22 protein-coding genes are annotated in these 23,128 nt (G+C 72.5%); 15 read left to right on the forward strand and 7 right to left on the reverse strand.

All coding sequences use genetic code 11. From position 1 onward, the window contains the following. The first annotated feature begins 24 nt into the window (after positions 1-24). Complete coding sequence (locus tag ABZ464_RS18095; protein WP_359277720.1) at positions 25-672, forward strand: thymidine kinase; 648 nt, start codon at positions 25-27, stop codon at positions 670-672. 27 nt (positions 673-699) lie between these two features. Here ABZ464_RS18095 and ABZ464_RS18100 read toward each other — a convergent pair whose 3' ends face one another. After that, on the reverse strand, positions 700-2,733 hold the full coding sequence (locus tag ABZ464_RS18100) for a BTAD domain-containing putative transcriptional regulator (protein ID WP_359277723.1): 2,034 nt from the start codon (positions 2,731-2,733) through the stop codon (positions 700-702). A 294-nt stretch (positions 2,734-3,027) separates the two neighbouring features. On the opposite strand from ABZ464_RS18100, the gene ABZ464_RS18105 reads away from it, so the two are divergent. Both ABZ464_RS18105 and ABZ464_RS18110 read left to right on the forward strand, forming a co-directional pair. Continuing rightward, positions 3,028-3,510 (forward strand): hypothetical protein, encoded by a 483-nt coding sequence (locus ABZ464_RS18105; RefSeq protein WP_359277726.1) that lies wholly within the window; start codon positions 3,028-3,030, stop codon positions 3,508-3,510. A gap of 63 nt (positions 3,511-3,573) precedes the next feature. Further along, positions 3,574-4,479, forward strand: a complete 906-nt coding sequence (locus ABZ464_RS18110; RefSeq protein ID WP_359277729.1) for a hypothetical protein — start codon at positions 3,574-3,576, stop codon at positions 4,477-4,479. 7 nt (positions 4,480-4,486) lie between these two features. Here the strand turns inward: ABZ464_RS18110 and ABZ464_RS18115 are convergent, their stop codons facing one another. Next, positions 4,487-5,290: a VOC family protein gene (locus ABZ464_RS18115; RefSeq protein WP_359277731.1), complete on the reverse strand. Its 804-nt coding sequence runs from the start codon at positions 5,288-5,290 to the stop codon at positions 4,487-4,489. A gap of 220 nt (positions 5,291-5,510) precedes the next feature. On the opposite strand from ABZ464_RS18115, the gene ABZ464_RS18120 reads away from it, so the two are divergent. Further along, positions 5,511-6,362: a sulfurtransferase gene (locus ABZ464_RS18120; RefSeq protein ID WP_359277734.1), complete on the forward strand. Its 852-nt coding sequence runs from the start codon at positions 5,511-5,513 to the stop codon at positions 6,360-6,362. 137 nt (positions 6,363-6,499) lie between these two features. Here ABZ464_RS18120 and sepH read toward each other — a convergent pair whose 3' ends face one another. The 3 genes from sepH to ABZ464_RS18135 form a co-directional block, all read right to left on the reverse strand. After that, positions 6,500-7,537, reverse strand: a complete 1,038-nt coding sequence (gene sepH / locus ABZ464_RS18125) for a septation protein SepH (protein WP_359277736.1) — start codon at positions 7,535-7,537, stop codon at positions 6,500-6,502. 387 nt (positions 7,538-7,924) lie between these two features. Beyond that, positions 7,925-9,244, reverse strand: a complete 1,320-nt coding sequence (locus ABZ464_RS18130; protein WP_359277739.1) for a D-arabinono-1,4-lactone oxidase — start codon at positions 9,242-9,244, stop codon at positions 7,925-7,927. Further along, positions 9,204-10,442, reverse strand: coding sequence for an MFS transporter (locus tag ABZ464_RS18135; RefSeq protein ID WP_359277976.1), 1,239 nt, complete (start codon positions 10,440-10,442; stop codon positions 9,204-9,206). The genes ABZ464_RS18130 and ABZ464_RS18135 overlap by 41 nt, the downstream gene beginning before the upstream one ends. Positions 10,443-10,681: 239 nt before the next feature. Here ABZ464_RS18135 and ABZ464_RS18140 point away from each other — a divergent pair, with 239 nt between their 5' ends. Both ABZ464_RS18140 and ABZ464_RS18145 read left to right on the forward strand, forming a co-directional pair. Next, a complete protein-coding gene (locus ABZ464_RS18140; protein WP_359277742.1) occupies positions 10,682-11,809 on the forward strand; it encodes a ferrochelatase in 1,128 nt (375 codons plus the stop codon). A gap of 8 nt (positions 11,810-11,817) precedes the next feature. Further along, on the forward strand, positions 11,818-12,633 hold the full coding sequence (locus tag ABZ464_RS18145; RefSeq protein WP_359277745.1) for an inositol monophosphatase family protein: 816 nt from the start codon (positions 11,818-11,820) through the stop codon (positions 12,631-12,633). A gap of 116 nt (positions 12,634-12,749) precedes the next feature. Here ABZ464_RS18145 and ABZ464_RS18150 read toward each other — a convergent pair whose 3' ends face one another. Beyond that, positions 12,750-12,923 carry a hypothetical protein gene (locus tag ABZ464_RS18150; protein ID WP_166663599.1) on the reverse strand — a complete coding sequence of 58 codons (174 nt, stop codon included), beginning with the start codon at positions 12,921-12,923 and terminating at the stop codon, positions 12,750-12,752. A 415-nt stretch (positions 12,924-13,338) separates the two neighbouring features. Here ABZ464_RS18150 and ABZ464_RS18155 point away from each other — a divergent pair, with 415 nt between their 5' ends. From ABZ464_RS18155 to ABZ464_RS18170, 4 genes are all read left to right on the forward strand, one after another. After that, positions 13,339-13,992: a response regulator transcription factor gene (locus tag ABZ464_RS18155; protein ID WP_003993508.1), complete on the forward strand. Its 654-nt coding sequence runs from the start codon at positions 13,339-13,341 to the stop codon at positions 13,990-13,992. A 5-nt stretch (positions 13,993-13,997) separates the two neighbouring features. Further along, complete coding sequence (locus ABZ464_RS18160; protein ID WP_359277749.1) at positions 13,998-15,230, forward strand: HAMP domain-containing sensor histidine kinase; 1,233 nt, start codon at positions 13,998-14,000, stop codon at positions 15,228-15,230. A 396-nt stretch (positions 15,231-15,626) separates the two neighbouring features. Then, the gene (locus tag ABZ464_RS18165; RefSeq protein WP_003993510.1) at positions 15,627-15,923 is read left to right on the forward strand and encodes a DUF4193 domain-containing protein; all 297 of its coding nucleotides are present in this window, start codon (positions 15,627-15,629) and stop codon (positions 15,921-15,923) included. Positions 15,924-15,936: 13 nt separating this feature from the next. Beyond that, positions 15,937-16,884: a hypothetical protein gene (locus tag ABZ464_RS18170; RefSeq protein ID WP_359277752.1), complete on the forward strand. Its 948-nt coding sequence runs from the start codon at positions 15,937-15,939 to the stop codon at positions 16,882-16,884. Positions 16,885-16,901: 17 nt separating this feature from the next. Here ABZ464_RS18170 and ABZ464_RS18175 read toward each other — a convergent pair whose 3' ends face one another. Continuing rightward, the gene (locus ABZ464_RS18175) at positions 16,902-17,366 is read right to left on the reverse strand and encodes a DUF3093 domain-containing protein (protein WP_359277754.1); all 465 of its coding nucleotides are present in this window, start codon (positions 17,364-17,366) and stop codon (positions 16,902-16,904) included. 58 nt (positions 17,367-17,424) lie between these two features. Between ABZ464_RS18175 and ABZ464_RS18180 the strand changes: the two genes are divergently transcribed. The 5 genes from ABZ464_RS18180 (at position 17,425) to ABZ464_RS18200 (ending at position 23,121) form a co-directional block, all read left to right on the forward strand. Next, a complete protein-coding gene (locus tag ABZ464_RS18180) occupies positions 17,425-18,009 on the forward strand; it encodes a PaaI family thioesterase (protein WP_359277757.1) in 585 nt (194 codons plus the stop codon). Then, a complete protein-coding gene (gene dut, locus ABZ464_RS18185) occupies positions 18,006-18,548 on the forward strand; it encodes a dUTP diphosphatase (RefSeq protein ID WP_359277760.1) in 543 nt (180 codons plus the stop codon). The genes ABZ464_RS18180 and dut overlap by 4 nt, the downstream gene beginning before the upstream one ends. 1 nt (position 18,549) lies before the next feature. Next, positions 18,550-19,317, forward strand: a complete 768-nt coding sequence (locus ABZ464_RS18190) for a DUF3710 domain-containing protein (RefSeq protein ID WP_359277763.1) — start codon at positions 18,550-18,552, stop codon at positions 19,315-19,317. 490 nt (positions 19,318-19,807) lie between these two features. Beyond that, positions 19,808-22,411 (forward strand): ATP-binding protein, encoded by a 2,604-nt coding sequence (locus ABZ464_RS18195; protein ID WP_359277766.1) that lies wholly within the window; start codon positions 19,808-19,810, stop codon positions 22,409-22,411. Beyond that, on the forward strand, positions 22,405-23,121 hold the full coding sequence (locus ABZ464_RS18200; protein ID WP_359277768.1) for a response regulator: 717 nt from the start codon (positions 22,405-22,407) through the stop codon (positions 23,119-23,121). Before ABZ464_RS18195 ends, ABZ464_RS18200 begins: the two co-directional genes overlap by 7 nt. Positions 23,122-23,128: the final 7 nt, after the last annotated feature.

Genomic DNA, 23,128 nt, shown 5'->3' on the forward strand with positions numbered 1-23,128 from the left:
ACACCGAAAGGTCCCCCACCCACCATGCCCGAGCTGGTGTTCTTCTCCGGAACCATGGACTGCGGGAAGTCGACGCTGGCTCTGCAGATCGAGCACAACCGGTCCGCGCGCGGACTGCAGGGCATGATCTTCACCCGCGACGACCGCGCGGGCCAGGGCAAGCTGTCCTCCCGCCTCGGCCTGGTCACCGACGCGGTCGAGGTCGAGGACGGCCAGGACCTGTACGTGTACCTCGTCGACCACCTCTCCCAGGGCGGCCGCGCGGACTACGTCATCGCGGACGAGGCACAGTTCCTCGCCGAGGAGCAGATCGACCAGCTCGCGCGCGTGGTCGACGATCTCGGGATAGACGTCTACGCGTTCGGCATCACCACCGACTTCCGCTCCAAGCTGTTCCCCGGCTCCCAGCGGCTCGTCGAACTCGCCGACCGCGTCGAGGTCCTCCAGGTCGAGGCACTGTGCTGGTGCGGCGCCCGCGCCACCCACAACGCCCGTACGGTCGGCGGCGCCATGGTGGTCGAGGGCGCGCAGGTCGTCGTCGGGGACGTCAACCAGGCGGACACCGTGGCCTACGAGGTCCTGTGCCGCCGGCACTTCCGCCGCCGTATGACCAGCGCCTCCGCCCGCGCCGGCGCGCTCTCGCCGGACGTCCTGCCCGTCTCCCCCTACTGACCGACCGACCCTACTGACCGGCCGGCCCTACTGACCGACCGGGCGGCGCACACCGGCCTCCACCCGGTCCAGGAGCCGGCGGGGCCGTTCCAGCGATCTGCTCCAGTCGGGCTCGGACCCCTCCGGCGCCCGGGAGCCGCGGCCCGGCTGCGGCTCCTGGTGCGCGGCATGGCGGACGAGCGTGAGCCACAGGCGCACCGCGCGCTCCACGGCGGCCCAGCGCTCCGGCGCGGAGTCCTCGGCACAGGCCCGCTCCTCGGCGTACAGACGTACGAGGTCGGGGAAGCGGTAGCGGATTCTGCCCGAGTCGTCGGGGACCAGCACCTCCAGCAGATGCGCCTCCACCAGCGCCTCGACCAGCCGTTCGGCCTCGGGCACGGACACCCCGAGCAGGGGCGCGCCGAGCCAGGGCGCGAGGTCGACCGGTCCCAGCAGGCCCAGGCGCCGGAAGGCCAGCCGCTCCCGGGCGGCCAGGCCCCGATAGCTGCGCGCGATACCGGCGCGCACGTCCAGATCGCCGGAGCACAGCTCGTCCAGCCTGCGGTGTTCGTCCCGCAGCCGAGCGGCCAGACCGGCCAGGGGCCAGCGCTGACGGGCGCCGAGCCGGGAGCCCACGACCCGCACCGCGAGCGGCAGCCCGCCGCACAGCCGTGCGAGGTCGAGCGCGGCCGACGGCTCCGCGGCCACCCGCTCGGACCCGACCAGGCTGCCCAGCAGCTCGACCGTGGCCCGTACCCCGAGAGCGCCCAGCCGGACCAGGGCCGACGCGTCCAGCCCGGTCAGCCGGCGGCGGCTGGTGACCAGGGCGGCGCTGCCGCCGGTCCCCGGCAGCAGGGGCTGGACCTGACGGTCCCCGGCGGCGTCGTCCAGGACCACCAGGACCCGCCGACGGGCCAGCACCGTGCGGTACAGCGCGGTGCGTTCGGAGAGCGCGCCGGGCACGTGCTCCGCGCGCACCCCCAGCGCACGCAGGAACTCCGCGACGATCTCCCCCGGACCGGCGGCACGGACGAGGTCGCCGCCGCGCAGATCCGCGTACAGCCGCCCGTCGGGGAAGGACGCCGCCACCCGATGGGCGACGTGCAGGGCGAGCGCCGACTTGCCGACCCCGCCCATCCCGTGCACGACACAGACCCGGCCCGGGGCCCGCACACCGTCCTCGGCCTGCGTGAGCGCCGCGACCAGCCGCTCCGACTCCGTCCGGCGCCCCGTCAGCGTGCCCACCGCGGCGGGCAGTTGCTCCGGTGTCCGGAATCCGCCCCCGGCGGCCGTGACCGCGACCGGATCCGGAGCGAGCCCGGGCAGGCCGCTGCCGGGGCCGAGGACGTCGGCGGCCAGCAACTGGGCATGCAGCTCGGCCAGTTCCCGCCCGGGCTCCACCCCCAGTTCCCGGCGCAGCAGCCGTCCGCAGTCCCGGTACACGGCGAGGGCGTCCGCCCTGCGCCCGGCGCGGTACAGGGCCACCATCAGCAGCCCTCGTAACCGCTCCCGCAGCGGATGCTCCGACACCAGCCGGGTCAGCTCACCGATCAGCTCCGCACCGCCGCCCGCCTGCAGCCGGGCGTCCATCAGCCGCTCGGCGGCGGCCGTGCGCATCTCCTCCAGCCGGGTGGCCTCCACCCGCAGCGCCGGGGTCCGCGGCCCGCCGAGCGCCGGGCCGCGCCACAGGCCCAGCGCACGCTCCAGCGCGTCGGCCGCCGCCGTGTGCCGGCCACGCCCGGTCTCCAGCCGGCTGCGTTCGACCAGCTCCTGGAAGAGCCACAGGTCCAGCTCCTCCTCGGCGGGCTGGAACAGATAGCCGCTCGGCCGGGTCACGATCACCGGGGTGCGGCCGGGCCGGTGCAGCACCCGCCGCAGGGCCGCCACATAGCTCTGGACGAGTTTCGCGGCGGTGGCCGGCGGATCCTCTCCCCACACCGCGTCCACCAGCCGGTCCACCGGTACGACACGGCCGGCGTCGACGAGCCCCGCGGCCAGCAGGGCGGTCGGTTTGCGCGCGAAGGCCGGAAGCCTTCTCCCCGCCCCCCACACCTCCACCGGTCCGAGCACACGGAATTCCATGCGTCCCCCCGAATCCCCCCGGCGCGCGCGGTCGTTCACGCGCCGCTCTTTCGGTCTGCGGCCCACGATGCCGTGTGCTACACGCGTGGCGCCAGAGCCGTTTCGCGCCCCGCACGGCCACCGCGCCCCTCAACTGCGGTCACCGCGCGGGCTGCACCAGGACTGCACCGGAACGGCGGCCGTCCTGCGCCACCGCTGCACCGGGCGGGTCCACGGTGGGTCGGCGAGGAGCGGCGGCCGGCCGCTCCCTTCCCACCGGACCCGCCGGGCCCGGACGACGGAGAGAGAGAAGAGATGACCGTACGAACCACGGTGGCGGGCCTGCGCAGGAAGGCGGCGGTCGTCGCGGGGCTGGCCGCGATGGTGGCCGCCGGCGGAGTGGTCGCCGCCTCGCCGGCCTCGGCGGGCCCCAACTGCGACTCGGGCAACCACTGCGTCTTCTTCACCGACATCAACTCGTCCAAGCACCAGTACTTCAACACCGACCCCGACTTCGGCAACGACACCTTCGGCAACGGGGTCACGGTCAGCAACCAGGTGTGGTCCGCCAGCAACTCCACCACCGGGGGCTACGAGAGCCACTACTACAACTACACCGGCACCGACTGGGACGCGAACGGCTTCCTGTTCTGTGTGAACCCCGGTCACTACGCCAACTCCCACTTCGGCGACGGCGGGACCGACAGCCGGGCGAACGGCGCGCCGCTGCCCGACTATCTGCGCAACAAGGCCAGCTCCCTGCGGCTGCGGGGCACGACGTCGATCGACTGCTACTGACAGCGGAACGCACCGGGTCCCGGCGGCCGACCGCCGGGACCCGGGCCCACCGACGGGGACACCATGGTGCTGATCACTCGGGGCGGCCGCGGCCGCCGTATCGCCGCGCTCCTGCTCGTCCTGGCCGTCGGTGCGACGGCCTGGGCCCTCACCGGCCGCTTTGGCGGCCCGGGCCCGAAGGCCGCCGAGGGCAGGGCCCTCTCACCGGCGGAACTGAACAGACTCGGCACGACACCGCCGATCTACGCGCTGGTCTACAGCTGGGGCCCGGAGAAGGAACGTATCGCCACCGCCCAGCAGCGGCTCATCACCGCGTGCATGACACGCCAGGGGTTCGGCTACCGCGCGGCGCCCGTGGCGAAGGCGGGGGAGACCGACATCCCGCGGCCGAGGCCCTTCGGCGTCGAGACCCTGGAGACCCGGGCCGCCGGGGCGGACGAGTCACTGCCGCCCGAGCAGCCGAGGAGCAAGGCGTTCACCCGCGCGCTCTACGGCGACCCCGACGACAAGGTGTCGGTGAAGGGCCGGTACGTCGACGTCGACCAGCCCGCGACGGGCTGTCAGGCCGAAGCGGAGAAACGGCTGCTGGGCGACGGCCGCGAACGCTGGCTGACCCTGCGGCTGAGCCTCGGCGAGGGGGAGCGGGAGGCGCTCGAGAGCCTGGAGCGCGACCCGGCCTACCGCTCGGTGACCGCGCGCTGGCAGGAGTGCATGGCCCGGGCGGGCTTCAAGGCCGCGACCCCCGCGGGGCTGCTGAGGGCGCTGCCCGCCGGGACCGACGTCCGCCGGCACCCGGCCGTCCGGGCGGACCTGCGCTGCAAGGCCGACACCGACTATCTGCGGACCGCCTACGCCCGGCTCGCCGCGCTGCAGCAGCGGTGGCTGGACGCCCACCCGGACGTCCTCGCGGAGCGAACGGCGCTGTTCCTGCGCCAGCGGTCCGCGGCGGACCGTGTGCTCGGCGCGTGAGTCTGCCTCAGCGGGGCCCCTCGATCAGGGCGAAGCGGGCCCCCTCGGGATCGCTGACGGTGGCCACGCGCCCGTACGCGCTGTCCCGGGCCGGTCCGAGGACGTGCCCGCCGAGGTCGGTGACGAGAGCGAGCGCCGCGTCCGCGTCGGCCACCTCGAAGTACGTCACCCAGTGCGGCCCCCGGTCCCGGGGCAGCGAGGCGCCCACCCCGTGGATGCCCGCGACCGGGTGCCCGCCGATGTGCAGGGTCACGTAGTCGAAGTCGGCGGACACCTCCGCCTCCTGTGTGTAGCCGAACACCGTCTCGTAGAACTTGCCGACGCTCGCGGTCTCGAAGGTCACCAGCTCGTTCCAGGCGGGGGTGCCGGGCACCCCGGTGATGTTCGTGCCGCGATGGGCCGCCGCCTGCCAGATGCCGAAGACGGCGCCGGAGGGATCGGAGCCGATCGCGAGCCGTCCGGCCTCGGCGGCGTCCAGCGGGCCGACCCCGATGGTGCCGCCGCACAGCCGCACCGTTTCGGCACTCGTGTCCACGTCGTCCGAGGCGAGATACGGCGTCCAGGCGATCGGGAGATGGCGGTCCGGGGGCAGTTGGCCGATCCCGGCGACCTCACGGCCGTCGAGGAGGGCCCGTACGTAGGGGCCGAGCTGCTGCGGCCCGGGCTGGAAGTCCCACCCGAAGAGCGCGCCGTAGAACTCCTGCGTGGCCGTCAACCCATGCACCATCAGACTCACCCAACAGGGTGTACCGGGCGCGTACCGGGCCTGCGCTGCGCCGCTCAGGCCGGCCGACCCACGTGCCTCGGTCATCGTCCCTCTCTCCTCGGCCCCTCGCGGTGGCCGTGTCGCTTCCGCCCTCGGAGGATGCCTGATGGGGGGTTTCTCAGCGGTTTACGCGCGGTTGTCGCCGTATGTCGATCGCCTGTACGGCATGTGCTCGATCCCGTACGCCTCGTGATCGAGCGTGTCCGGCCGAGCAGAGTAGCCGGAGCTGAGCGTGGGGGCCACCCCGTGCGCGAGGATGGGGACCATGAACGCCATCATCACCGCAACCGAACTCGCCGGCGACCTGGCGGGGGAGAACCCGCCCGTCGTCCTCGACGTCCGCTGGCAGCTCACCGTGGCGAAGGCGGCGGGCGAGCCGCCCTTCGACGGCCGGGCCGCCCACGCGGCCGGACATGTGCCCGGCGCGGTCTACGTCGACCTCGACCGGGAGCTCGCGGGCGCGGCGGGCGCCGCCGGTCGCCATCCGCTGCCCGACCTCGCGGAGTTCGGCGCGGCGATGCGCCGGGCGGGTGTGTCGGCCGCCCGGCCGGTGGTCGTGTACGACGGCGGACAGGGCTGGGCCGCGGCCCGCGCGTGGTGGCTGCTGCGCTGGACGGGTCACCCGGACGTGCGGGTCCTCGACGGCGGTCTGCCGCAGTGGCGGGGGGAGCTCTCGACCGATGTCCCCGCACGCGTGGAGGGCGACTTCGAACCGGTGGCGGACGCCGTGGGCCTCCTCGACGCGGACGGCGCCGCCGAACGGGCACGCTCCGGGGTGCTGTTCGACGCGCGCGCGGGGGAGCGGTACCGGGGCGAGGTCGAGCCGATCGACCGGGTCGGCGGGCACATCCCGGGCGCGGTGTCGGCGCCCACCACCGACAACGTGGCCCCCGACGGCCGGTTCCTGCCCGCCGAGGAGCTGCACGACCGCTTCAAGGCGCTGGGCGCCTCCGACGGCACCGAGGTCGGCGTGTACTGCGGCTCGGGCGTCTCCGGCGCCCACGAGGTGCTGGCGCTGGCCGTGGCGGGCATCCCGGCGGCGCTGTACGTGGGGTCCTGGTCGGAGTGGTCCTCGGACCCGTCCCGGCCGGTCGCGGTGGGCCCCGACCCGCAGTGACCTGCCTCGCATCCGGGCAAACGGAAGGGCCGCACCGAGCAGGTGCGGCCCTTCCGTACGTATGAACCGGCGTGCGAACCGATTTACCTGAACCGGCTGATGCCGGGACCGAGTTGCCGTACGGCGTCCCGGTCCCGTCACTCCTGTTTCTTGCGGCGCGTCCCGAACACGATCTCGTCCCAGCTGGGCACGGCTGCCCGGCGGCCCGGACGGACGCCGTCCGCCTCGGCCTGCCGGTCGGTGGCGCCGATCAGCCGGTCGCGGTGGCTGCCCACCGAGCGCGGCATGAGGACGTCCGCGTAGGCGGAGCCGGCCGAGGCGGCGGGCGCCGGGGGCTCCTCGGCCTCCGGCTCCTGCTCCTCGGGCTCCTCCACGGGCTCCGCGGGGCGCTCCGGGACGACCATGTCGCCCCGGAAGCTCGGTACCGCCTCCAGCAGACTGGTCAGCGAGTCCCGCTCCCGCTCGCCGATGCTCTCCTCGGCCGGTTCGGACGGCTGGGAGGGCAGGCTCGGGCGCTCCAGCGCACGGTCCATCGAACGGTCGCGCGGCAGCCGCGCGATGCGGGGGACGAACGGAAAGCTGGGCTCCGGGGCGGCGAGGTCGTCGGACTCGCCGATCAGCGAGCGCGCCTCGTCGTCGACGGCCTGGACCAGCCGCCGGGGCGGGTCGTAGGTCCAGCTCGCCGAGTGCGGTTCGCTCGCGACGCAGTAGACGAGCAGGACCTCCCAGGTGCCGTCGTCACGGCGCCAGGAGTCCCACTGAACGGTGTCCTTCTCGGCGCCGCGCAGCAGCAGTCGCTCCTGGACGGCCTCGCCGAGCTGGGGCCCCGCGGCGTTCTCGCCGGGCCTGCGGACGGGTGTCTTGCGGGCCCGCTCCGCCATGAAGGCGCGCTCGGCCAGCACGGGACCCTCGAAGCGGCGGACGCGGTCGACGGGGATGCCGGCCATCTGGGCGACCTCTTCCGCGGTCGCACCGGCTCGTATACGCGCCTGGATGTCTCGGGGGCGGAGATGGCTCTCCACCTCGATCTCGATCTGGCCGAGGCGGGGACGGTCGCCGCGTACGGCAGCGCGCAGACGCTCGTCGATCGGAAGCGTGTATTCCGTGCTGTCCGCAGCCTTCAGCACCAGCCGTGTGCCGTCATTCGAGACGGCCACGACACGCAGTTCGGGCATGGGGACCTCCCGGGTGGTGCCTGCCGACGTCACGTGCGTCGCTGCTTCCGCTAGTCGAGTGTGGCCTGCCCGGGTGCAGCCTGCCACAACCTTGCCGAGTTGCCCGGCGTGTCGGGCGCGGACCCTGGATCGCCGTTATGACACGGTTACCTATTCGCCACGCTAAGTGACCAACGCCGTCACCCTGTGCAACTAGTCCCCTCCCGGCGGTCCAGCAAGGCCCAGGACACCCTGTGGGGAGCCCGGGCCCAAGGCTCGCAACAGTACTCCATTTGGGCCACGTGCGTGGATTGGCGCGCCGCTCAACTTCTGGCAAGAGGTGGGACTTGGCCGTCCGTTACGCGGTTTCTGTGATCTTGGAAGTGGCACACTTCACGCCATCTCCGACTACGCCCCGAGAACCCTCCGCAGGTAGTCGTTCTGGAACAGGCGACCGGGGTCCAGCCGGTCGCGCAGCGCGGTGAACTCCCCGAAGCGCGGATAGACCCGGGCGAAGTACTCCGCGTCGCGCGTGTGCACCTTGCCCCAGTGCGGCCGCCCCTCGTGCGCGGTGAAGATCCGCTCGGCGGCCGTGAAGTACCCCTGGTAGGCCGTTCCCTTGACCATGTGGACGGCGATGTACGCACTGTCGCGACCGGAGGCGGTGGACAGCGTGATGTCGTCGGCCGGCGCCGTGCGCACCTCGACGGGGAAGCTGACCCTGAGGTCCGAGCGGTCCATCATCGCCTTCAGCTCGCGCAGTACCTCGGTGACGGCCGCGCGCGGGACGGCGTACTCCATCTCCACGAAGCGCACCCGGCGCGGCGATGTGAAGACCTTGTAGGGAACGTCGGTGTAGGTGCGCGCGGACAGCGCCTTGCTGGAGACCTGGGCGATCGTCGGGATCGTGGCGGGCACCGCCTGGCCGACCCACTGCGCCACCTGGAACACGCCGTTGGAGAGGAACTCGTCCTCGATCCAGCCCGAGACCTGGCTCACCGGCTTGCGCGGGCCCGCGCTGCGGTTGTTGCGCTTGGTGTTGGTGTTCCCGGTGTGCGGGAACCAGTAGAACTCGAAGTGCTCGTTCTCGGCCCACAGCTCGTCGAAGTCGGCGAGGACCTTGTCGAACGGCATCGGCTCCTCGCGCGCGGTGAGGAGGAAGACCGGCTCCACGGTGAACGTGATCGCGGTGACGACGCCGAGGGCGCCGAGGCCGATCCGGGCCGCCGCGAACACCTCCGGGTTCTCCTTCTCCGAACAGCTGAGCACCGAGCCGTCCGCCGTCACCAGCTCCAGGCCCTTGATCTGCGCGGCGATCGAGCCGGAGTCGCGGCCGGTGCCGTGGGTGCCCGTGCTGGTGGCCCCGGAGACCGTCTGCTCCATGATGTCGCCCATGTTGGTGAGCGAGAGGCCCTCGCGCGCGAGCGCCATGTTGAGTCTCTTGAGCGGTGTACCGGCCTCGACCGTGACGGTCATGGTGTCACGATCGATCCGGCGGATACCGGTCAACAGTTGAGGGCGGATCAACACACCGTCCGTGGCGGCGATCGACGTGAAGGAATGGCCGGTACCGACCGCCTTCACCTTCAGGCCGTCCTCGGCGGCCCGGCGCACCGCCGCGGCCAGCTCCTCGACGGAGGCGGGCATGACCTCCCGCGCGGGACGGGCGGTCACATTGCCGCCCCAGTTACGCCACGTGCCGTTCTTCCCGCTCGTTGTGGTGCTCAAGGGTGCCTCCCCGACCCGGAGCCGGCCTGCCGAGCCGGCGGTACCCGAGGAAACCGACCGCGACCGCGACGGCCCCGGACACCGCCGGAACCCCGTACCCGGCCTGTGCCCCGGCCGCGTCGATGACCCAGCCGGCGATGGAGGAGCCGAGCGCCACCCCGACCGCGAGCCCGGTGCTGATCCAGGTCATGCCCTCGGTCAATTGTGCGCGTGGTACGTGCTCTTCGATGAGGGACATGGTGGTGATCATCGTCGGAGCGATGGCCAGTCCCGCAGCGAACAGCGCCACGGCCAGAAACGGCAAGTTTCCGACCAGTAGGAGGGGGATCATACTCACGGCCATCATGAACACGCCCAGCAGCCAGCGCCTTTCCGGCGCCCCCTTGAGCCGCAGCAGGCCGAAGACGAGCCCGGCGACACAGGAACCGGCCGCGTAGAGCGCCAGCACCACGCTCGCCGCGCCCTTGTGGCCCCGCTCGTCCGCGAAGGCGACCGTGACCACGTCGACCGCCCCGAAGATCGTGCCGGTCGCCACGAACGTGGCCACCAGGACCTGCAGACCGGGCGAGCGCAGCGCGCTGCCGGCGCCGCGCTGCTCGCGCGGGTGCGGCTCGGGCTCCGTGGCCCGCTGTGCCGTCAGCCAGAAGACGCCGACGGCCAGGAAGCAGGCCGCCAGCAGCGGGCCCGCCTCCGGGAACCAGACGGTGGACAGACCGATCGAGATGATCGGCCCGAAGATGAAGCACACCTCGTCGACCACGGACTCGAAGGAGTACGCCGTGTGCAACTGCGGGGTGCCCCGGTACAGGGCGGCCCAGCGGGCCCTGACCATCGCGCCGAGACTCGGCACCGCGCCGATGCCCGCGGCGCACACGAACAGCACCCAGTCCGGCCACCGGAGGTGCGCGGCCAGCAGCAGCCCGGCCGCCGCGGCCAGCGCGAACAGCGTCGCGGGGCGCAGCACCCGGCGCTGGCCGTACTGGTCCACCAGGCGCGATATCTGCGGTCCGACCACCGCCGCCGCCAGCGCGATGGTCGCCGACAGCGCGCCCGCGAGGCCGTAGCGCCCGGTGAGCTGGGAGACCATCGTGACCACGCCGATGCCCATCATCGACAGCGGCATCCGGCCGAGGAACCCCGCGGCGGAGAAGCCCTTGGAGCCGGGAGCGGCGAACAGGGCGCGGTAGGGGCTGGGCACGGTGTCTCCGGTCGGTCCGGTCACGCGCGCGTGGCGGCTCCGCGCGGCGAGAAGTGGAAAGCGGCTCGTCGGTGTGTGCCCGGTAACGCTCGGTAAGGCGTGAAGGCAGCTGATACAGCTTACGAGTTAGGCAACCCTAATGCACCGGGGCGTGCGCCCCGCGCGGGCGGCCCCGGTACGGCGCCCGGTACGGCCCCGCCGTTTCCCGGCCGTCGGAGGCGGGTGGCAGGATCGGACGCATGCCAGACGCGCTCGATGCCACCCCCTACGACGCCCTGCTCCTGCTCTCCTTCGGCGGCCCGGAAGGCCCGGACGACGTGGTCCCGTTCCTGGAGAACGTGACCCGCGGGCGAGGCATCCCGAAGGAACGCCTCAAGGAGGTCGGGCAGCACTACTTCCTGTTCGGCGGGGTCAGCCCGATCAACGACCAGAACCGCGCCCTGCTGGACGCCCTGCGCAAGGACTTCGCCGACCACGGCCTGGACCTGCCGGTCTACTGGGGCAACCGCAACTGGGCCCCGTACCTCACGGACACCCTGCGCGAGATGGTCGCGGACGGCCGCCGCCGCGTCCTCGTCCTCGCCACGAGCGCCTACGCCTCCTACTCGGGCTGCCGCCAGTACCGCGAGAACCTCGCCGACGCGCTGGCCGCCCTGGAGGCGGAGGGCCTGCCGCTGCCGAAGATCGACAAGCTGCGGCACTACTTCAACCACCCGGGCTTCCTGGAGCCCATGATCGACGGCGTCCTGCGGTCCCTCGCCGACCTCCCCGAGGACATCCGCGACGGCGCCCACATCGCCTTCTCCACCCACTCGATCCCCGACGCCTCGGCCGACACCTCGGGCCCCGTCGAGGACCACGGCGACGGCGGCGCGTACGTGCGGCAGCACCTGGACGTGGCCCGCGTGATCGCCGACGCGGTCCGCGACCGCACCGGCGTCGACCACCCCTGGCAGCTCGTCTACCAGTCCCGCTCCGGCGCCCCGCACATCCCGTGGCTGGAGCCCGACATCTGCGACCACCTCGAGGAGCGCCACGCGGCCGGCGTCCCGGCGGTCGTGATGGCCCCCATCGGCTTCGTCTCCGACCACATGGAGGTCCTCTACGACCTAGACACGGAGGCCACGGCCAGGGCCGGGGAGCTGGGTCTGCCGGTGCGCCGCTCGGCCACGGTCGGCGCCGACCCGCGGTTCGCCGCCGCGGTCCGCGAGCTCGTCCTGGAACGCGCCGCCGCCGAAACCGGCCGCCCGGTCGCCCCGTGCGCCCTGGGCGCGCTCGGCGCGAGCCACGACCTGTGTCCCGTCGGGTGCTGCCCGGCCCGCGCGCCCCGGCCGGCCGCCGCGGGCGTCGACAGCCCCTACGCGTGAGGAGCCCCGTGACCGACCCCCTGCACCCGGACCTGCTCGCACTCGCCCGGGAGGCCGCCCGCCGGGCCGGTGAGCTGCTGCGCGACGGCCGCCCGGCCGATCTCGCGGTGGCCGCCACCAAGTCGAGCCCGATCGACGTGGTCACCGAGATGGACATCGCCGCCGAGAAGCTGATCACCGGCCTGATCTCCGAGCACCGACCCGACGACGGCTTCCTCGGCGAGGAGGGCGCCTCCAGCACCGGCAGGACCGGCATCCGCTGGGTGATCGACCCCCTCGACGGCACGGTCAACTACCTCTACGGCCTGCCCACCTGGGCCGTCTCCATCGCCGCCGAGCAGGACGGCGAGACCGTCGTCGGGGTCGTGGAGATCCCGATGCGCGGGGAGTCGTACCACGCGGTACGCGGTCGGGGCGCCCGTGTGACCGGCGCCCGGGAGGGCGAGCGGGAGCTGTCCTGCCGCGCCCCGGCCCCCCTCGACCAGGCCCTGGTCTCCACCGGCTTCAACTACGTCACCGAGGTCCGCACCCATCAGGCCGAGGTGGCCCGGCGGCTGATCCCGCTGCTGCGGGACATCCGGCGCAGCGGCTCGGCCGCCGTCGACCTGGCCGACGTGGCCGCCGGCCGCCTCGACGGCTACTACGAGCGCGGCCTGCACCCGTGGGACCTCGCGGCGGGCGACCTGATCGCCCGGGAGGCGGGCGCGCTGACCGGTGGACGCCCCGGAGAGCGCCCCTCACGCGATCTGGCGATCGCCGCCACCCCGGCCGTCTTCGAGCCCCTCCAGCGCCTCCTGGAGGACTTCGGAGCCTGGCACGACTGACGGCCGCAACCGCGCACCACGCCCACCGGCGGCGCGGACCGCGCACACGAAGGGGCCCCGGCGCTGGATTCGCCGGGGCCCCTCCGTCACGCGTGCGAACGACGCGTGCCAACCGCTCAGACGCTTGTCGCGCCGACCTCCACACCGTGTTCGGCGGCGAGGCGGCGCAGGTCGTCGAGCTCTGCCTGCTCCACCTCGACGAGGAAGTCGTCGCCCTCGTCGAGAGCCCTGGTCAGATCGGACTCGGTCGCCCTTATGCGCTGCAGAAGTCCTGCGGTGAATGCGTCCATGCTGCGCCCCCTCGTCCTGGGTCGTGGGTCGATGGCACGGGGGTGTGCCGATTCGGGAAGGGGCGATCACGTCTCCAGTAGGTGCCCAGCGCTGCCCTGCCGGGCGGCGACGGTGCCGGACACCCACGCCCACTCTGCGGCAAGCGGAGCGCGGAGTACCACATGGTGTTGCGGCACATGCAGAGCGTGATCGCGGGGTGTAAAGCCGTCCTCCCCCCGCTCCCTTCCACGGAAACCTCAACCGGACGAGAAAATCTCGCATTCCCGGGTTCATACCCGTCCTTCATCGCGGCCTCACCGTCTTACCGCCGACTTATGGCCGAAAAGGGCAGGATGGAAGCACACACCCACCAGACCCCCTGCCCACGCGCGCTCACGGAGCGCTACGCGGGTGGACACAGGAAGGACAAGCGACGTGCGCGTACTCGTCGTCGAGGACGAGCAACTGCTCGCCGATGCGGTGGCCACCGGACTGCGCCGGGAGGCCATGGCCGTCGACGTCGTGTACGACGGTGCGGCCGCCCTGGAGCGCATCGGCGTCAACGACTACGACGTGGTCGTCCTCGACCGCGACCTCCCGCTCGTGCACGGCGACGACGTCTGCCGCAAGATCGTCGAACTCGGCATGCCCACGCGCGTGCTGATGCTCACGGCCTCCGGCGACGTCAGCGACCGCGTCGAGGGCCTGGAGATCGGCGCCGACGACTACCTCCCCAAGCCCTTCGCCTTCAGCGAGCTCATCGCACGCGTGCGTGCCCTCGGCCGGCGCACCAGCGTGCCGCTGCCGCCCGTCCTGGAGCGCGCCGGCATCAAGCTCGACCCCAACCGCCGCGAGGTCTTCCGCGACGGCAAGGAGGTCCAGCTCGCGCCCAAGGAGTTCGCCGTCCTGGAGGTCCTGATGCGCAGCGAGGGCGCCGTCGTCTCCGCGGAACAGCTCCTGGAGAAGGCGTGGGACGAGAACACCGACCCGTTCACCAACGTCGTGCGCGTGACGGTCATGACGCTCCGCCGCAAGCTCGGTGAACCCCCGGTGATCGTCACCGTCCCCGGCTCCGGCTACCGGATCTGACGGCCGTGGCCGCCGCACCCGCGCCTCCCCAGGCGCCCCCGAAGCCCACCTGGGCCCCCCGGAGGGTGCAGCCCACCCTGCCCTGGCTGCGCCCGACCATCCGCATACGGCTCACCCTGCTGTACGGCGGGATGTTCCTGATCGCCGGCATCGTGCTGCTGTCGATCATCTACCTGCTGGCCGCGCACGCGCTGAACGTCGGCAGCGAGCTGCCCTTCAAGATCCTCTCGGGCCAGGTCGCGAGCGAGAGCTGCAACTTCCCCTCCAGCCCCACGGCGACCGAGCTGAACCGCTCGATGGCCGAGTGCGTCAACCAGCAGCGCCAGCACGCCCTGGACGACCTCCTCAGCCGCTCCCTGCTGGCCCTGCTCGGCCTCGCCGTGATCGCGTTCGCCTTCGGCTACGCCATGGCCGGACGAGTCCTGTCGCCGCTCGGGCGGATCACCCGTACCGCGCGCGCCGTGGCCGGCTCGGACCTGTCCCGGCGGATCGAGCTGGACGGCCCGGACGACGAGTTCAAGGAGCTCGCGGACACCTTCGACGACATGCTGGAGCGCCTCCAGCGGGCGTTCACCGCCCAGCAGCGCTTCGTCGGCAACGCCTCGCACGAGCTGCGGACGCCGCTGGCGATCAACCGCACGCTGCTCGAGGTGCACCTGTCCGATCCGAACGCGCCCGTGGAGCTGCAGCAGCTCGGCAAGACCCTGCTGGCCACCAACGAGCGCAGCGAGCAGTTGGTGGAGGGTCTGCTGCTGCTCGCCCGCAGCGACAACCAGATCGTCGAGCGCAAACCGGTGGACCTCGCCGAGGTCGCCGAGCAGGCCGTCGACCAGGTGCACGGGGAGGCCGAGGCGAAGGGCGTGGTGATCCGCGGCGAGCAGAAACCCGCGGTCGTCCAGGGCAACGGCGTCCTGCTGGAGCGCATCGCCCTGAACCTGGTGCAGAACGCCGTGCGTTACAACGTCCCGGAGGACGGCTGGGTCGAGGTGACCACCGAGGTCCAGCACGGGCACGCGGTCCTGGTCGTGTCGAACACCGGGCCGGTCGTGCCGGCGTATGAGATCGACAATCTGTTCGAGCCGTTCCGGCGGCTGCGCACGGAGCGCACGGGCAGCGACAAGGGGGTCGGGCTCGGGCTGTCCATCGTGCGGTCCGTGGCCCGGGCGCACGGCGGGCACATCGCGGCCCAGCCGCGTGAGGGAGGGGGGCTCGTGATGCGGGTCACCCTGCCCGTCTGAGACCATGTCGCCGACACACGCGGGGATGTTCGCTTTGCGCGGAATTCTCAGGACTCGGTCCTGGCAACCCCGTGTGTGATCGATCACAAGGGCGAATTTCCGGCCATCTACTCTCCGTGATCATGCCGCCTGCCGGAAAGCCCGGAAAATCCGGGTTTTCGGGGGTCCTGATCACGGGAAGTACACGGTGAGACGCCTTTGAAGTGCGACATCAGGACCGTGTACGGTCCCGATCGCCATCCAAGCCGATCACTCATGAGGAGTCCGGTTGGGTGTCGATTGAGTAACAGACCTTGATGTGAGGCAAAATCTCCGCCTCGAGGCGGGCACAAGTCCGGCCTCTCACGCGTTACGTGCGCTGGAGACACCGCATTCACCCAGAGGGGGAGAGGCGAAATGGCAACCGATTACGACACCCCACGCAAGACCGACGACGATGTCGACTCCGACAGCCTTGAAGAGCTGAAGGCCCGGCGGAACGACAAGTCCGCTTCCGCCGTCGATGTCGACGAGTTCGAGGCGGCGGAGGGGCTGGAGCTCCCCGGAGCGGACCTGTCCAACGAGGAACTGGCCGTCCGAGTGCTCCCCAAGCAGCAGGACGAGTTCACCTGCATGAGCTGCTTCCTGGTGCACCACCGCAGCCAGCTGGCCCGGGAGAAGAACGGTCAGCCGATCTGCCGCGACTGCGACTGAGGCGGGGTCGGCCGTGACTGGCTCGACCCCCTCTCGGAAGCGCCGCTTCCGCAAGCCGGGAGCGGACCAAGGGCCGTCCGACGGTCCTCACGGCGTGCGTGACGACGAGCGAGGCTCATCCGGCAAGGGAGTGGTCCCTGCGGGATCGGCCTCGCTCGGTACAACAGGCGACGGGGCTGACCTCCCGGCGCCTGGGCGTGGATCCGTGCCCGTCGCCAGGCGACGGGTCGCGGTGATGCGCGACAAGGCCAGGGACCTGGCCCGGGAAGGCGTCCGCAAGGGCGGGGACCGCGCCAGGGCCGGTCTGTCCTACCTCGCGGACCGGATCATCGAGATCGCCCCGAGGATCCCCGTACGGGACCTCAGGACGCTCCGCGGACAGTTCCCCGGCCTCGGGCCGGAGCAGCTCGCCGACAAGCTCGTGGCGGGCGCCGCGAACGCCACCTCCACGGTCGGCGCGGGCGTCGGCGCGGCGGCGATGCTGCCCGTGCCGCCCGCGATGCCCACCGAACTGGCCGCGGAGATCACCGGGGTCGCGGCGATCGAGCTGAAGCTCATCGCCGAACTGCACGAGGTGTACGGCCTCAGACCGCCCGGCACCCTCAAGGACCGCAGCACGGCCTATCTGCGTGCCTGGTCGGGAGAGCGCGGCATCGACCCGCTCAAGCCGTCCACGGTCAACTCCGCGCTCGGCGGCCAGATGAAACGCGAGCTGCGCCAGCAGATCATGAAGCGGCTCGTCCGCGACCTGCCGATGCTGGTGCCGTTCCTGGTGGGCGCCGTGGTGGGCGCCGCCATGAACCGGCGCGACACCAAGAAACTGGCCGCGAGGATCCGCGCGGATCTGCGCAAGGCCCAGGTGCCCTGGGAGGCGTTGGCGGACCTGCCGCCGCTGGAGAAGCCCGAACACCCCCTGGACATGCGAGAGCTCCCCGGACACCCCAGGGAGCTCGGATACTGAACCGGGACGCCGCGCGCCTAGGCCGTGGCCTCCCGCGCCGTCCGCAGGGCCTGGGCCAGCCGCTCCGGCTCCCGCGTGGACAGATACAGGTACGGCGTGGGGTCGTCCGGATCGGTGACCTGCACCTTCAGCGCGGTGGGGATGTAGGCGCGCAGCAGCAGGAACGCGCGCACGTCCGCCTTGTACGTGCGCCAGGCGCGCGCCTCCTCCTGGTCCAGCACCTCCGCCTCGCCGAGGGCCGCGACGGGGATCTTCGCCTCGCCTGCGATCAGCGCGTCGCCGACCACCCGGATGCGCACGGAGCCGTACGAGCTGGCGGCGACCGCGGCGACCGCGGTGCCGCCGACCAGGCCGCCCAGCAGCGGCAGCGTGCCGAAGGGCAGCAGGATCAGGGCGAAGGAGACGCCCACGAGGAACGAGACGAACCACCAGGTGCGGGGGGCGGTGAGACGTTCTTCGTAAGGGGTGGCGGGGGGCTGCATGGCGTCAAGCTTGGCATGGTGTCCGGTAGGAGCCGACGCGCGGGTAAGGTCTGCGGCTGTGAGTGGTACTTCCGCAGCTCTTCAGCCTCCCGCCGACGCGGTGAAACCCGTTCGGCACCCCGATGCTCCCGCGCCCGGCGAGCTTCTCGGGGCCCACTACGAACAGTGTTTCGGGTGCGGCGGCGGACAGGCCCACGGGCTGCATCTCCAGGCGCGGGCCGGCGAGGGAGTCACCGTCACCGCCGAGTTCACGGTGCAGCCCGTCCATCAGGGGGCTCCGGGGCTCGCGCACGGGGGCGTCCTGGCCACCGCCCTCGACGAGACGCTCGGCTCGCTGAACTGGCTGCTGCGCACCATCGCCGTGACCGGCCGGCTGGAGACCGACTTCGTGCGGCCGGTGCCCGTCGGCACCACGCTGCACCTGGAGGCCGAGGTGACGGCGGTGGCCCGGCGGAAGATCTACTCGACGGCCACCGGACGCATCGGCGGCCCCGAGGGACCCGTCGCGGTCCGCGCCGACGCGCTCTTCGTCGAGGTCGAGGTGGCGCACTTCGTCCACCACGGCCGCGAGGAGGAGATCCGGGCGGCCATGAGCTACCCCGACCAGGTCCGGCGCACCCGCGCCTTCGAGGTGAACCCGTGAGCCGTGACCCCCTGAACGTCCTGATCCGGCGCGTCCACCCCGACGTACCGCTTCCGGCGTACGAGCACCCCGGGGACGCGGGGGCAGATCTGCGGACCACCGAGGTCTGTGAACTGGGGCCCGGGGAGCGGGCCGTCCTGCCCACGGGGGTGTCCGTCGCGCTGCCCGAGGGGTACGCGGCCTTCGTGCATCCCCGGTCGGGGCTCGCGGCCCGGTGCGGAGTCGGACTCGTGAATGCCCCGGGGACGGTTGATGCCGGGTACCGTGGGGAGATCAAGGTGATCGTGGTGAATCTCGACCCGCGCGAGTCCGTGCGGTTCGAGCGCTTCGACCGGATTGCCCAACTGGTCGTCCAGCAGGTCGAGAGGGTCCGCTTCCAGGAGGTCGCGGAGCTTCCCGAATCGGCACGGGCCGCGGGGGGCTTCGGGTCCACCGGCGGGCATGCCGCGGTGGGCGATGCAAGCGGTCAGGCCGCCCTGGGCGGCAGTGTGGGTGGGTATCGATACGCTTCGGTCGTATCCGACCGGGAAGGACAGTGACGTGTTCGGACGTCGCAAGAAGAAGGGTGCCGCCGAGGACGCGGCCGGCGAGGCCGAGCAGGTCGTCGACAGTGTCGACACTGAGGCGGACGAAGAGGTAACGGGCGAGCGCGAGCGCGTCCGGCTCGAGCCCGAGCCGCGGCCCGACGGACCCTGGGACAGCTCCGAGGTCCGCGACCCGGCCGAGGGCCGGGTGGACCTGGGCGGTCTGTTCGTGCCGGGCGTCGACGGCATGGAGCTGCGCGTCGAGGTCGCGGGCGACGCGATCGTCGCCGCCACCGTCGTGCTGCGCGACAGCGCCGTCCAGCTGCAGGCCTTCGCCGCGCCCAAGCGCGAGGGCATCTGGGGCGAGGTGCGCGAGGAGATCGGTTCGGGCATCACCCAGCAGGGCGGGATCATCGACGAGGTCGAGGGCCCGCTGGGCTGGGAGCTGCGGGCCCAGGTCCCGGTGCAGCTGCCGGACGGCACGAGCGGCTTCCACGTCGTACGGTTCGTCGGCGTGGACGGCCCCCGCTGGTTCCTGCGCGGAGTGATCTCCGGCCAGGGCGCGGTGCAGCCGCAGGCCGCCGGGCTGCTCGAGCAGATCTTCCGGGACACGGTCGTGGTGCGCGGCGACGGCCCGATGGCGCCGCGCGACCCCATCGTCCTCAAGCTGCCGAACGACGCGCAGATGGTCCCCGAGGGCATCCAGCAGCAGGACGAGGGTTCCCGCTTCTCCGGAGGCATGGGCCAGCTCCAGCGCGGACCGGAGATCACCGAGGTCCGCTGAGCGCCCGGCCGGGAAGGCCGACAAGGAGCCGTGCCCCTCGGGGTGCGGCTCCTTCGCGTGTGAGCCGCGAGCCGTGGGCCGAAAGCCGAAAGCCGTGAGCCGTGAGCCGTGAGCCGTGAGCCGTGAGCCGCGAGCCGCAGGCCGTGAGCCGCGAGTCGCAGGCCATGGGGCGCGGGGGCCACTGGTCGCAGGCCGTGGGTCTCGGGTCTCGGGTCGTGGGTCTCGGGTCTCGGGTCGTGGGTCTCGGGTCTCGGGTCGTGGGTCTCGGGTCTCGGGTCGTGGGTCGTGGGTCTCGGGCCGCGGGTCGTGGGTCGTGGGTCTCGGGCCGCGGGTCGTGGGTCTCGGGCCGCAGGTCGGCTCGGGTGGTGGGTCCGGTGCGTCAGGGTTGCGTCAAAGGCGCCCGCCGGCGCCTGGCTCGCCCGTTTTGTCGGGCCCGATGGTCGTAGGGTCGACGCTGCGTAGGCAGGAGTCACGGGAAGACAATGGGGCCATGGCGCGCGGCAAGCTTCGGATCTATCTCGGTGCGGCACCGGGCGTGGGCAAGACGTACGCCATGCTGTCCGAGGCGCACCGCCGGGTGGAGCGCGGGACGGACTGCGTGGTCGCCTTCGTCGAGCACCACGGCCGGCCGCGCACCGAGGTGATGCTGCACGGCCTGGAGCAGGTCGCGCGCCGCGAGTTGGAGTACCGGGGCGGCGTCTTCACCGAGATGGACGTGGACGCGGTCCTCGCCCGCCGCCCGCAGGTCGCCCTGGTGGACGAGCTCGCGCACACCAACGTCCCCGGCTCGCGCAACGCCAAGCGCTGGCAGGACGTGGAGGAACTCCTGGCGGACGGGATCGACGTCGTCTCCACCGTCAACATCCAGCACCTGGAGTCCCTCGGGGACGTGGTCGAGTCCATCACGGGGGTACGGCAGCAGGAGACCGTGCCCGACGAGTTCGTCCGGCGAGCCGACCAGATAGAGCTGGTGGACATGTCCCCGGAGGCCCTGCGCCGCCGGATGGCGCACGGCAACATCTACCGGCCGGACAAGGTCGACGCGGCCCTGTCCAACTACTTCCGGCCCGGCAACCTCACCGCCCTGCGGGAACTCGCCCTGCTGTGGGTGGCCGACCGGGTCGACGCCTACCTGAAGCAGTACCGCAGCGAACACCGGGTGTCGGCGATCTGGGGCTCGCGCGAGCGGATCGTCGTCGGCCTCACCGGCGGCCCGGAGGGACGCACCCTCATCCGGCGGGCGGCCCGGCTGGCGGAGAAGGGCGCCGGCGGCGAGGTCCTCGCCGTGTACATCGCGCGCAGCGACGGACTGACCTCGGCCTCGCCCAAGGAACTGGCCGTCCAGCGCACCCTCGTGGAGGACCTCGGCGGCACCTTCCACCACGTCGTCGGCGACGACATACCGGCCGCGCTGCTCGACTTCGCCCGGGGCGTGAACGCCACCCAGATCGTCCTCGGCTCCTCGCGCCGCAAGGCCTGGCAGTACGTCTTCGGGCCGGGTGTCGGGGTGACGGTCGCCCGGGAGTCGGGTCCCGACCTCGACGTGCACATCGTCACCCACGGGGAGGTGGCCAAGGGCCGGGGGCTGCCCGTGGCCCGGGGCGCCCGGCTCGGCCGGGCCCGGATCATCTGGGGCTGGCTGGTCGGCCTGGCCGGCCCGGCGATCCTCGCGCTGCTGCTGAACACCGTCCACCTCGGGCTCGCCAACGACATGCTGCTGTTCCTGGCGGTGACCGTGGCGGCCGCGCTGCTCGGCGGACTGCTGCCGGCGCTGGCCTCGGCGGCGCTGGGCTCGCTGCTGCTGAACTTCTTCTACACCCCACCCCTGCACCGGTGGACGATCGCGGACCCGAAGAACATCATCGCCATAGTGATCTTCGTGGGGGTGGGGGTGTCCGTGGCGTCGGTGGTCGACCTGGCGGCCCGCCGCACGCACCAGGCGGCCCGGCTGCGGGCCGAGTCGGAGATCCTGTCCTTCCTCGCGGGCAATGTGCTGCGCGGCGAGACCAGCCTGGAGGCACTGCTGGAGCGGGTCCGGGAGACCTTCGGCATGGAGTCGGCGGCGCTGCTGGAGCGGGCGGACGACCGGGCCCCGTGGACCTGCGCGGGCCAGGTGGGCCTCGGGCGGCCCGTGCAGCGGCCGGACGAGGCGGACGTGGACGTGCCGGTCGGCGACCGCGCGGCGCTGGCGCTCACCGGCCGGGTGCTGCCCGCCGAGGACCGCCGGGTGCTGGCCGCCTTCGCCGCCCAGGCCGTCGTCGTACTGGACCGGCGCCGTCTGCAGGAGGAGGCCGAGCACGCCCGCGCGCTGGCCGAGGGCAACCGGATCCGCACCGCGCTGCTGGCCGCCGTCAGCCACGATCTGCGCACCCCGCTGGCCGGGATCAAGGCCGCGGTCTCCAGCCTGCGGTCCGACGACGTGGCCTGGTCCGAGGAGGACCGGGCGGAGCTGCTCGAAGGCATCGAGGAGGGCGCCGACCGGCTCGACCACCTGGTGGGCAACCTGCTCGACATGTCCCGCCTCCAGACCGGGACGGTCACGCCGATCATCCGGGAGATCGACCTCGACGAGGTGGTGCCGATGGCGCTCGGCGGGGTCCCCGACCCGGAGGAGAGCGTCGAGCTGGACATCCCCGAGACCCTGCCCATGGTCGCCGTCGACGCCGGGCTGCTGGAGCGTTCGGTGGCCAACCTCGTGGAGAACGCGGTCAAGTACAGCCCGGCCGGTGAGCCGGTGCTGGTCGCGGCCAGCGCGCTGTCCGACCGGGTCGAGGTGCGCGTCGTGGACCGGGGGCCGGGCGTCCCCGACGAGGCCAAGGAGCGGATCTTCGCGCCCTTCCAGCGCCACGGCGACGCACCGCGCGGGGCGGGCGTGGGGCTCGGCCTCGCGGTGGCGCGCGGCTTCGCCGAGGCCATGGGCGGCACCCTCAACGCCGAGGACACCCCCGGCGGCGGCCTCACCATGGTCCTCACACTGCGCGCGGCGGCGCCGGCGGCGGCCCAGCCGCGGCCCGCACCGCCCGGCGAGGACACCGCGGCACCGGCCGCGGCACAAGGACGTTCGGTACGACCGGAAAGGCAGGCTTCATGGTGAGTCCTGCTGGGGGACCCTCCCAGACCGCCACCAGGGTGCTGGTGATCGACGACGAGCCGCAGATCGTGCGCGCCCTCGTGATCAACCTCAAGGCGCGCAAGTACGAGGTCGACGCCGCCCACGACGGCGCCACCGCCCTCCGGCTCGCCGCCGCCCGCCACCCGGACGTGGTGGTCCTCGACCTCGGACTGCCCGACATGGACGGCGTCGAGGTGATCAGGGGGCTGCGGGGCTGGACCCGGGTGCCGATCCTGGTGCTGTCGGCCCGGCACTCCTCGGACGAGAAGGTCGAGGCGCTCGACGCGGGCGCCGACGACTACGTCACCAAGCCCTTCGGCATGGACGAGCTGCTGGCCCGGCTGCGGGCCGCCGTACGCCGGGCCGAGCCGGCCGGGGGCGGGGAGGACGACGTCCTGGTGGAGACCGACGGGTTCACCGTCGACCTCGCCGCGAAGAAGGTCCACCGGGCGGGCCGGGACGTCCGGCTCACCCCGACGGAGTGGCATCTGCTGGAGGTGCTGGTGCGCAACACCGGGCGCCTGGTCGGCCAGAAGCAGCTGCTGCAGGAGGTGTGGGGGCCGTCGTACGGCACCGAGACGAACTACCTGCGGGTCTACATGGCCCAGCTGAGACGGAAGCTGGAGGCGGACCCCTCGCATCCGAAGCACTTCATCACGGAACCGGGGATGGGCTACCGCTTCGAGAAGTGAGCCGTGG

It is taken from the genome of Streptomyces sp. NPDC005820 (assembly GCF_040630255.1).
Taxonomy (GTDB): domain Bacteria; phylum Actinomycetota; class Actinomycetes; order Streptomycetales; family Streptomycetaceae; genus Streptomyces.

What these genes read in the sequence shown, in the direction of transcription:
- ABZ464_RS18105 (WP_359277726.1), top strand. Translation starts at nt 3,028, where the DNA reads ATGACCGTACGAACCACGGTGGCGGGCCTGCGCAGGAAGGCGGCGGTC.
- ABZ464_RS18115 (WP_359277731.1), bottom strand. Translation starts at nt 5,290, where the DNA reads ATGACCGAGGCACGTGGGTCGGCCGGCCTGAGCGGCGCAGCGCAGGCC.
- ABZ464_RS18110 (WP_359277729.1), top strand. Translation starts at nt 3,574, where the DNA reads ATGGTGCTGATCACTCGGGGCGGCCGCGGCCGCCGTATCGCCGCGCTC.
- ABZ464_RS18150 (WP_166663599.1), bottom strand. Translation starts at nt 12,923, where the DNA reads ATGGACGCATTCACCGCAGGACTTCTGCAGCGCATAAGGGCGACCGAG.
- sepH (WP_359277736.1), bottom strand. Translation starts at nt 7,537, where the DNA reads ATGCCCGAACTGCGTGTCGTGGCCGTCTCGAATGACGGCACACGGCTG.
- ABZ464_RS18195 (WP_359277766.1), top strand. Translation starts at nt 19,808, where the DNA reads ATGGCGCGCGGCAAGCTTCGGATCTATCTCGGTGCGGCACCGGGCGTG.
- ABZ464_RS18140 (WP_359277742.1), top strand. Translation starts at nt 10,682, where the DNA reads ATGCCAGACGCGCTCGATGCCACCCCCTACGACGCCCTGCTCCTGCTC.
- ABZ464_RS18100 (WP_359277723.1), bottom strand. Translation starts at nt 2,733, where the DNA reads ATGGAATTCCGTGTGCTCGGACCGGTGGAGGTGTGGGGGGCGGGGAGA.
- ABZ464_RS18120 (WP_359277734.1), top strand. Translation starts at nt 5,511, where the DNA reads ATGAACGCCATCATCACCGCAACCGAACTCGCCGGCGACCTGGCGGGG.
- ABZ464_RS18175 (WP_359277754.1), bottom strand. Translation starts at nt 17,366, where the DNA reads ATGCAGCCCCCCGCCACCCCTTACGAAGAACGTCTCACCGCCCCCCGC.
- ABZ464_RS18200 (WP_359277768.1), top strand. Translation starts at nt 22,405, where the DNA reads ATGGTGAGTCCTGCTGGGGGACCCTCCCAGACCGCCACCAGGGTGCTG.
- ABZ464_RS18165 (WP_003993510.1), top strand. Translation starts at nt 15,627, where the DNA reads ATGGCAACCGATTACGACACCCCACGCAAGACCGACGACGATGTCGAC.
- ABZ464_RS18095 (WP_359277720.1), top strand. Translation starts at nt 25, where the DNA reads ATGCCCGAGCTGGTGTTCTTCTCCGGAACCATGGACTGCGGGAAGTCG.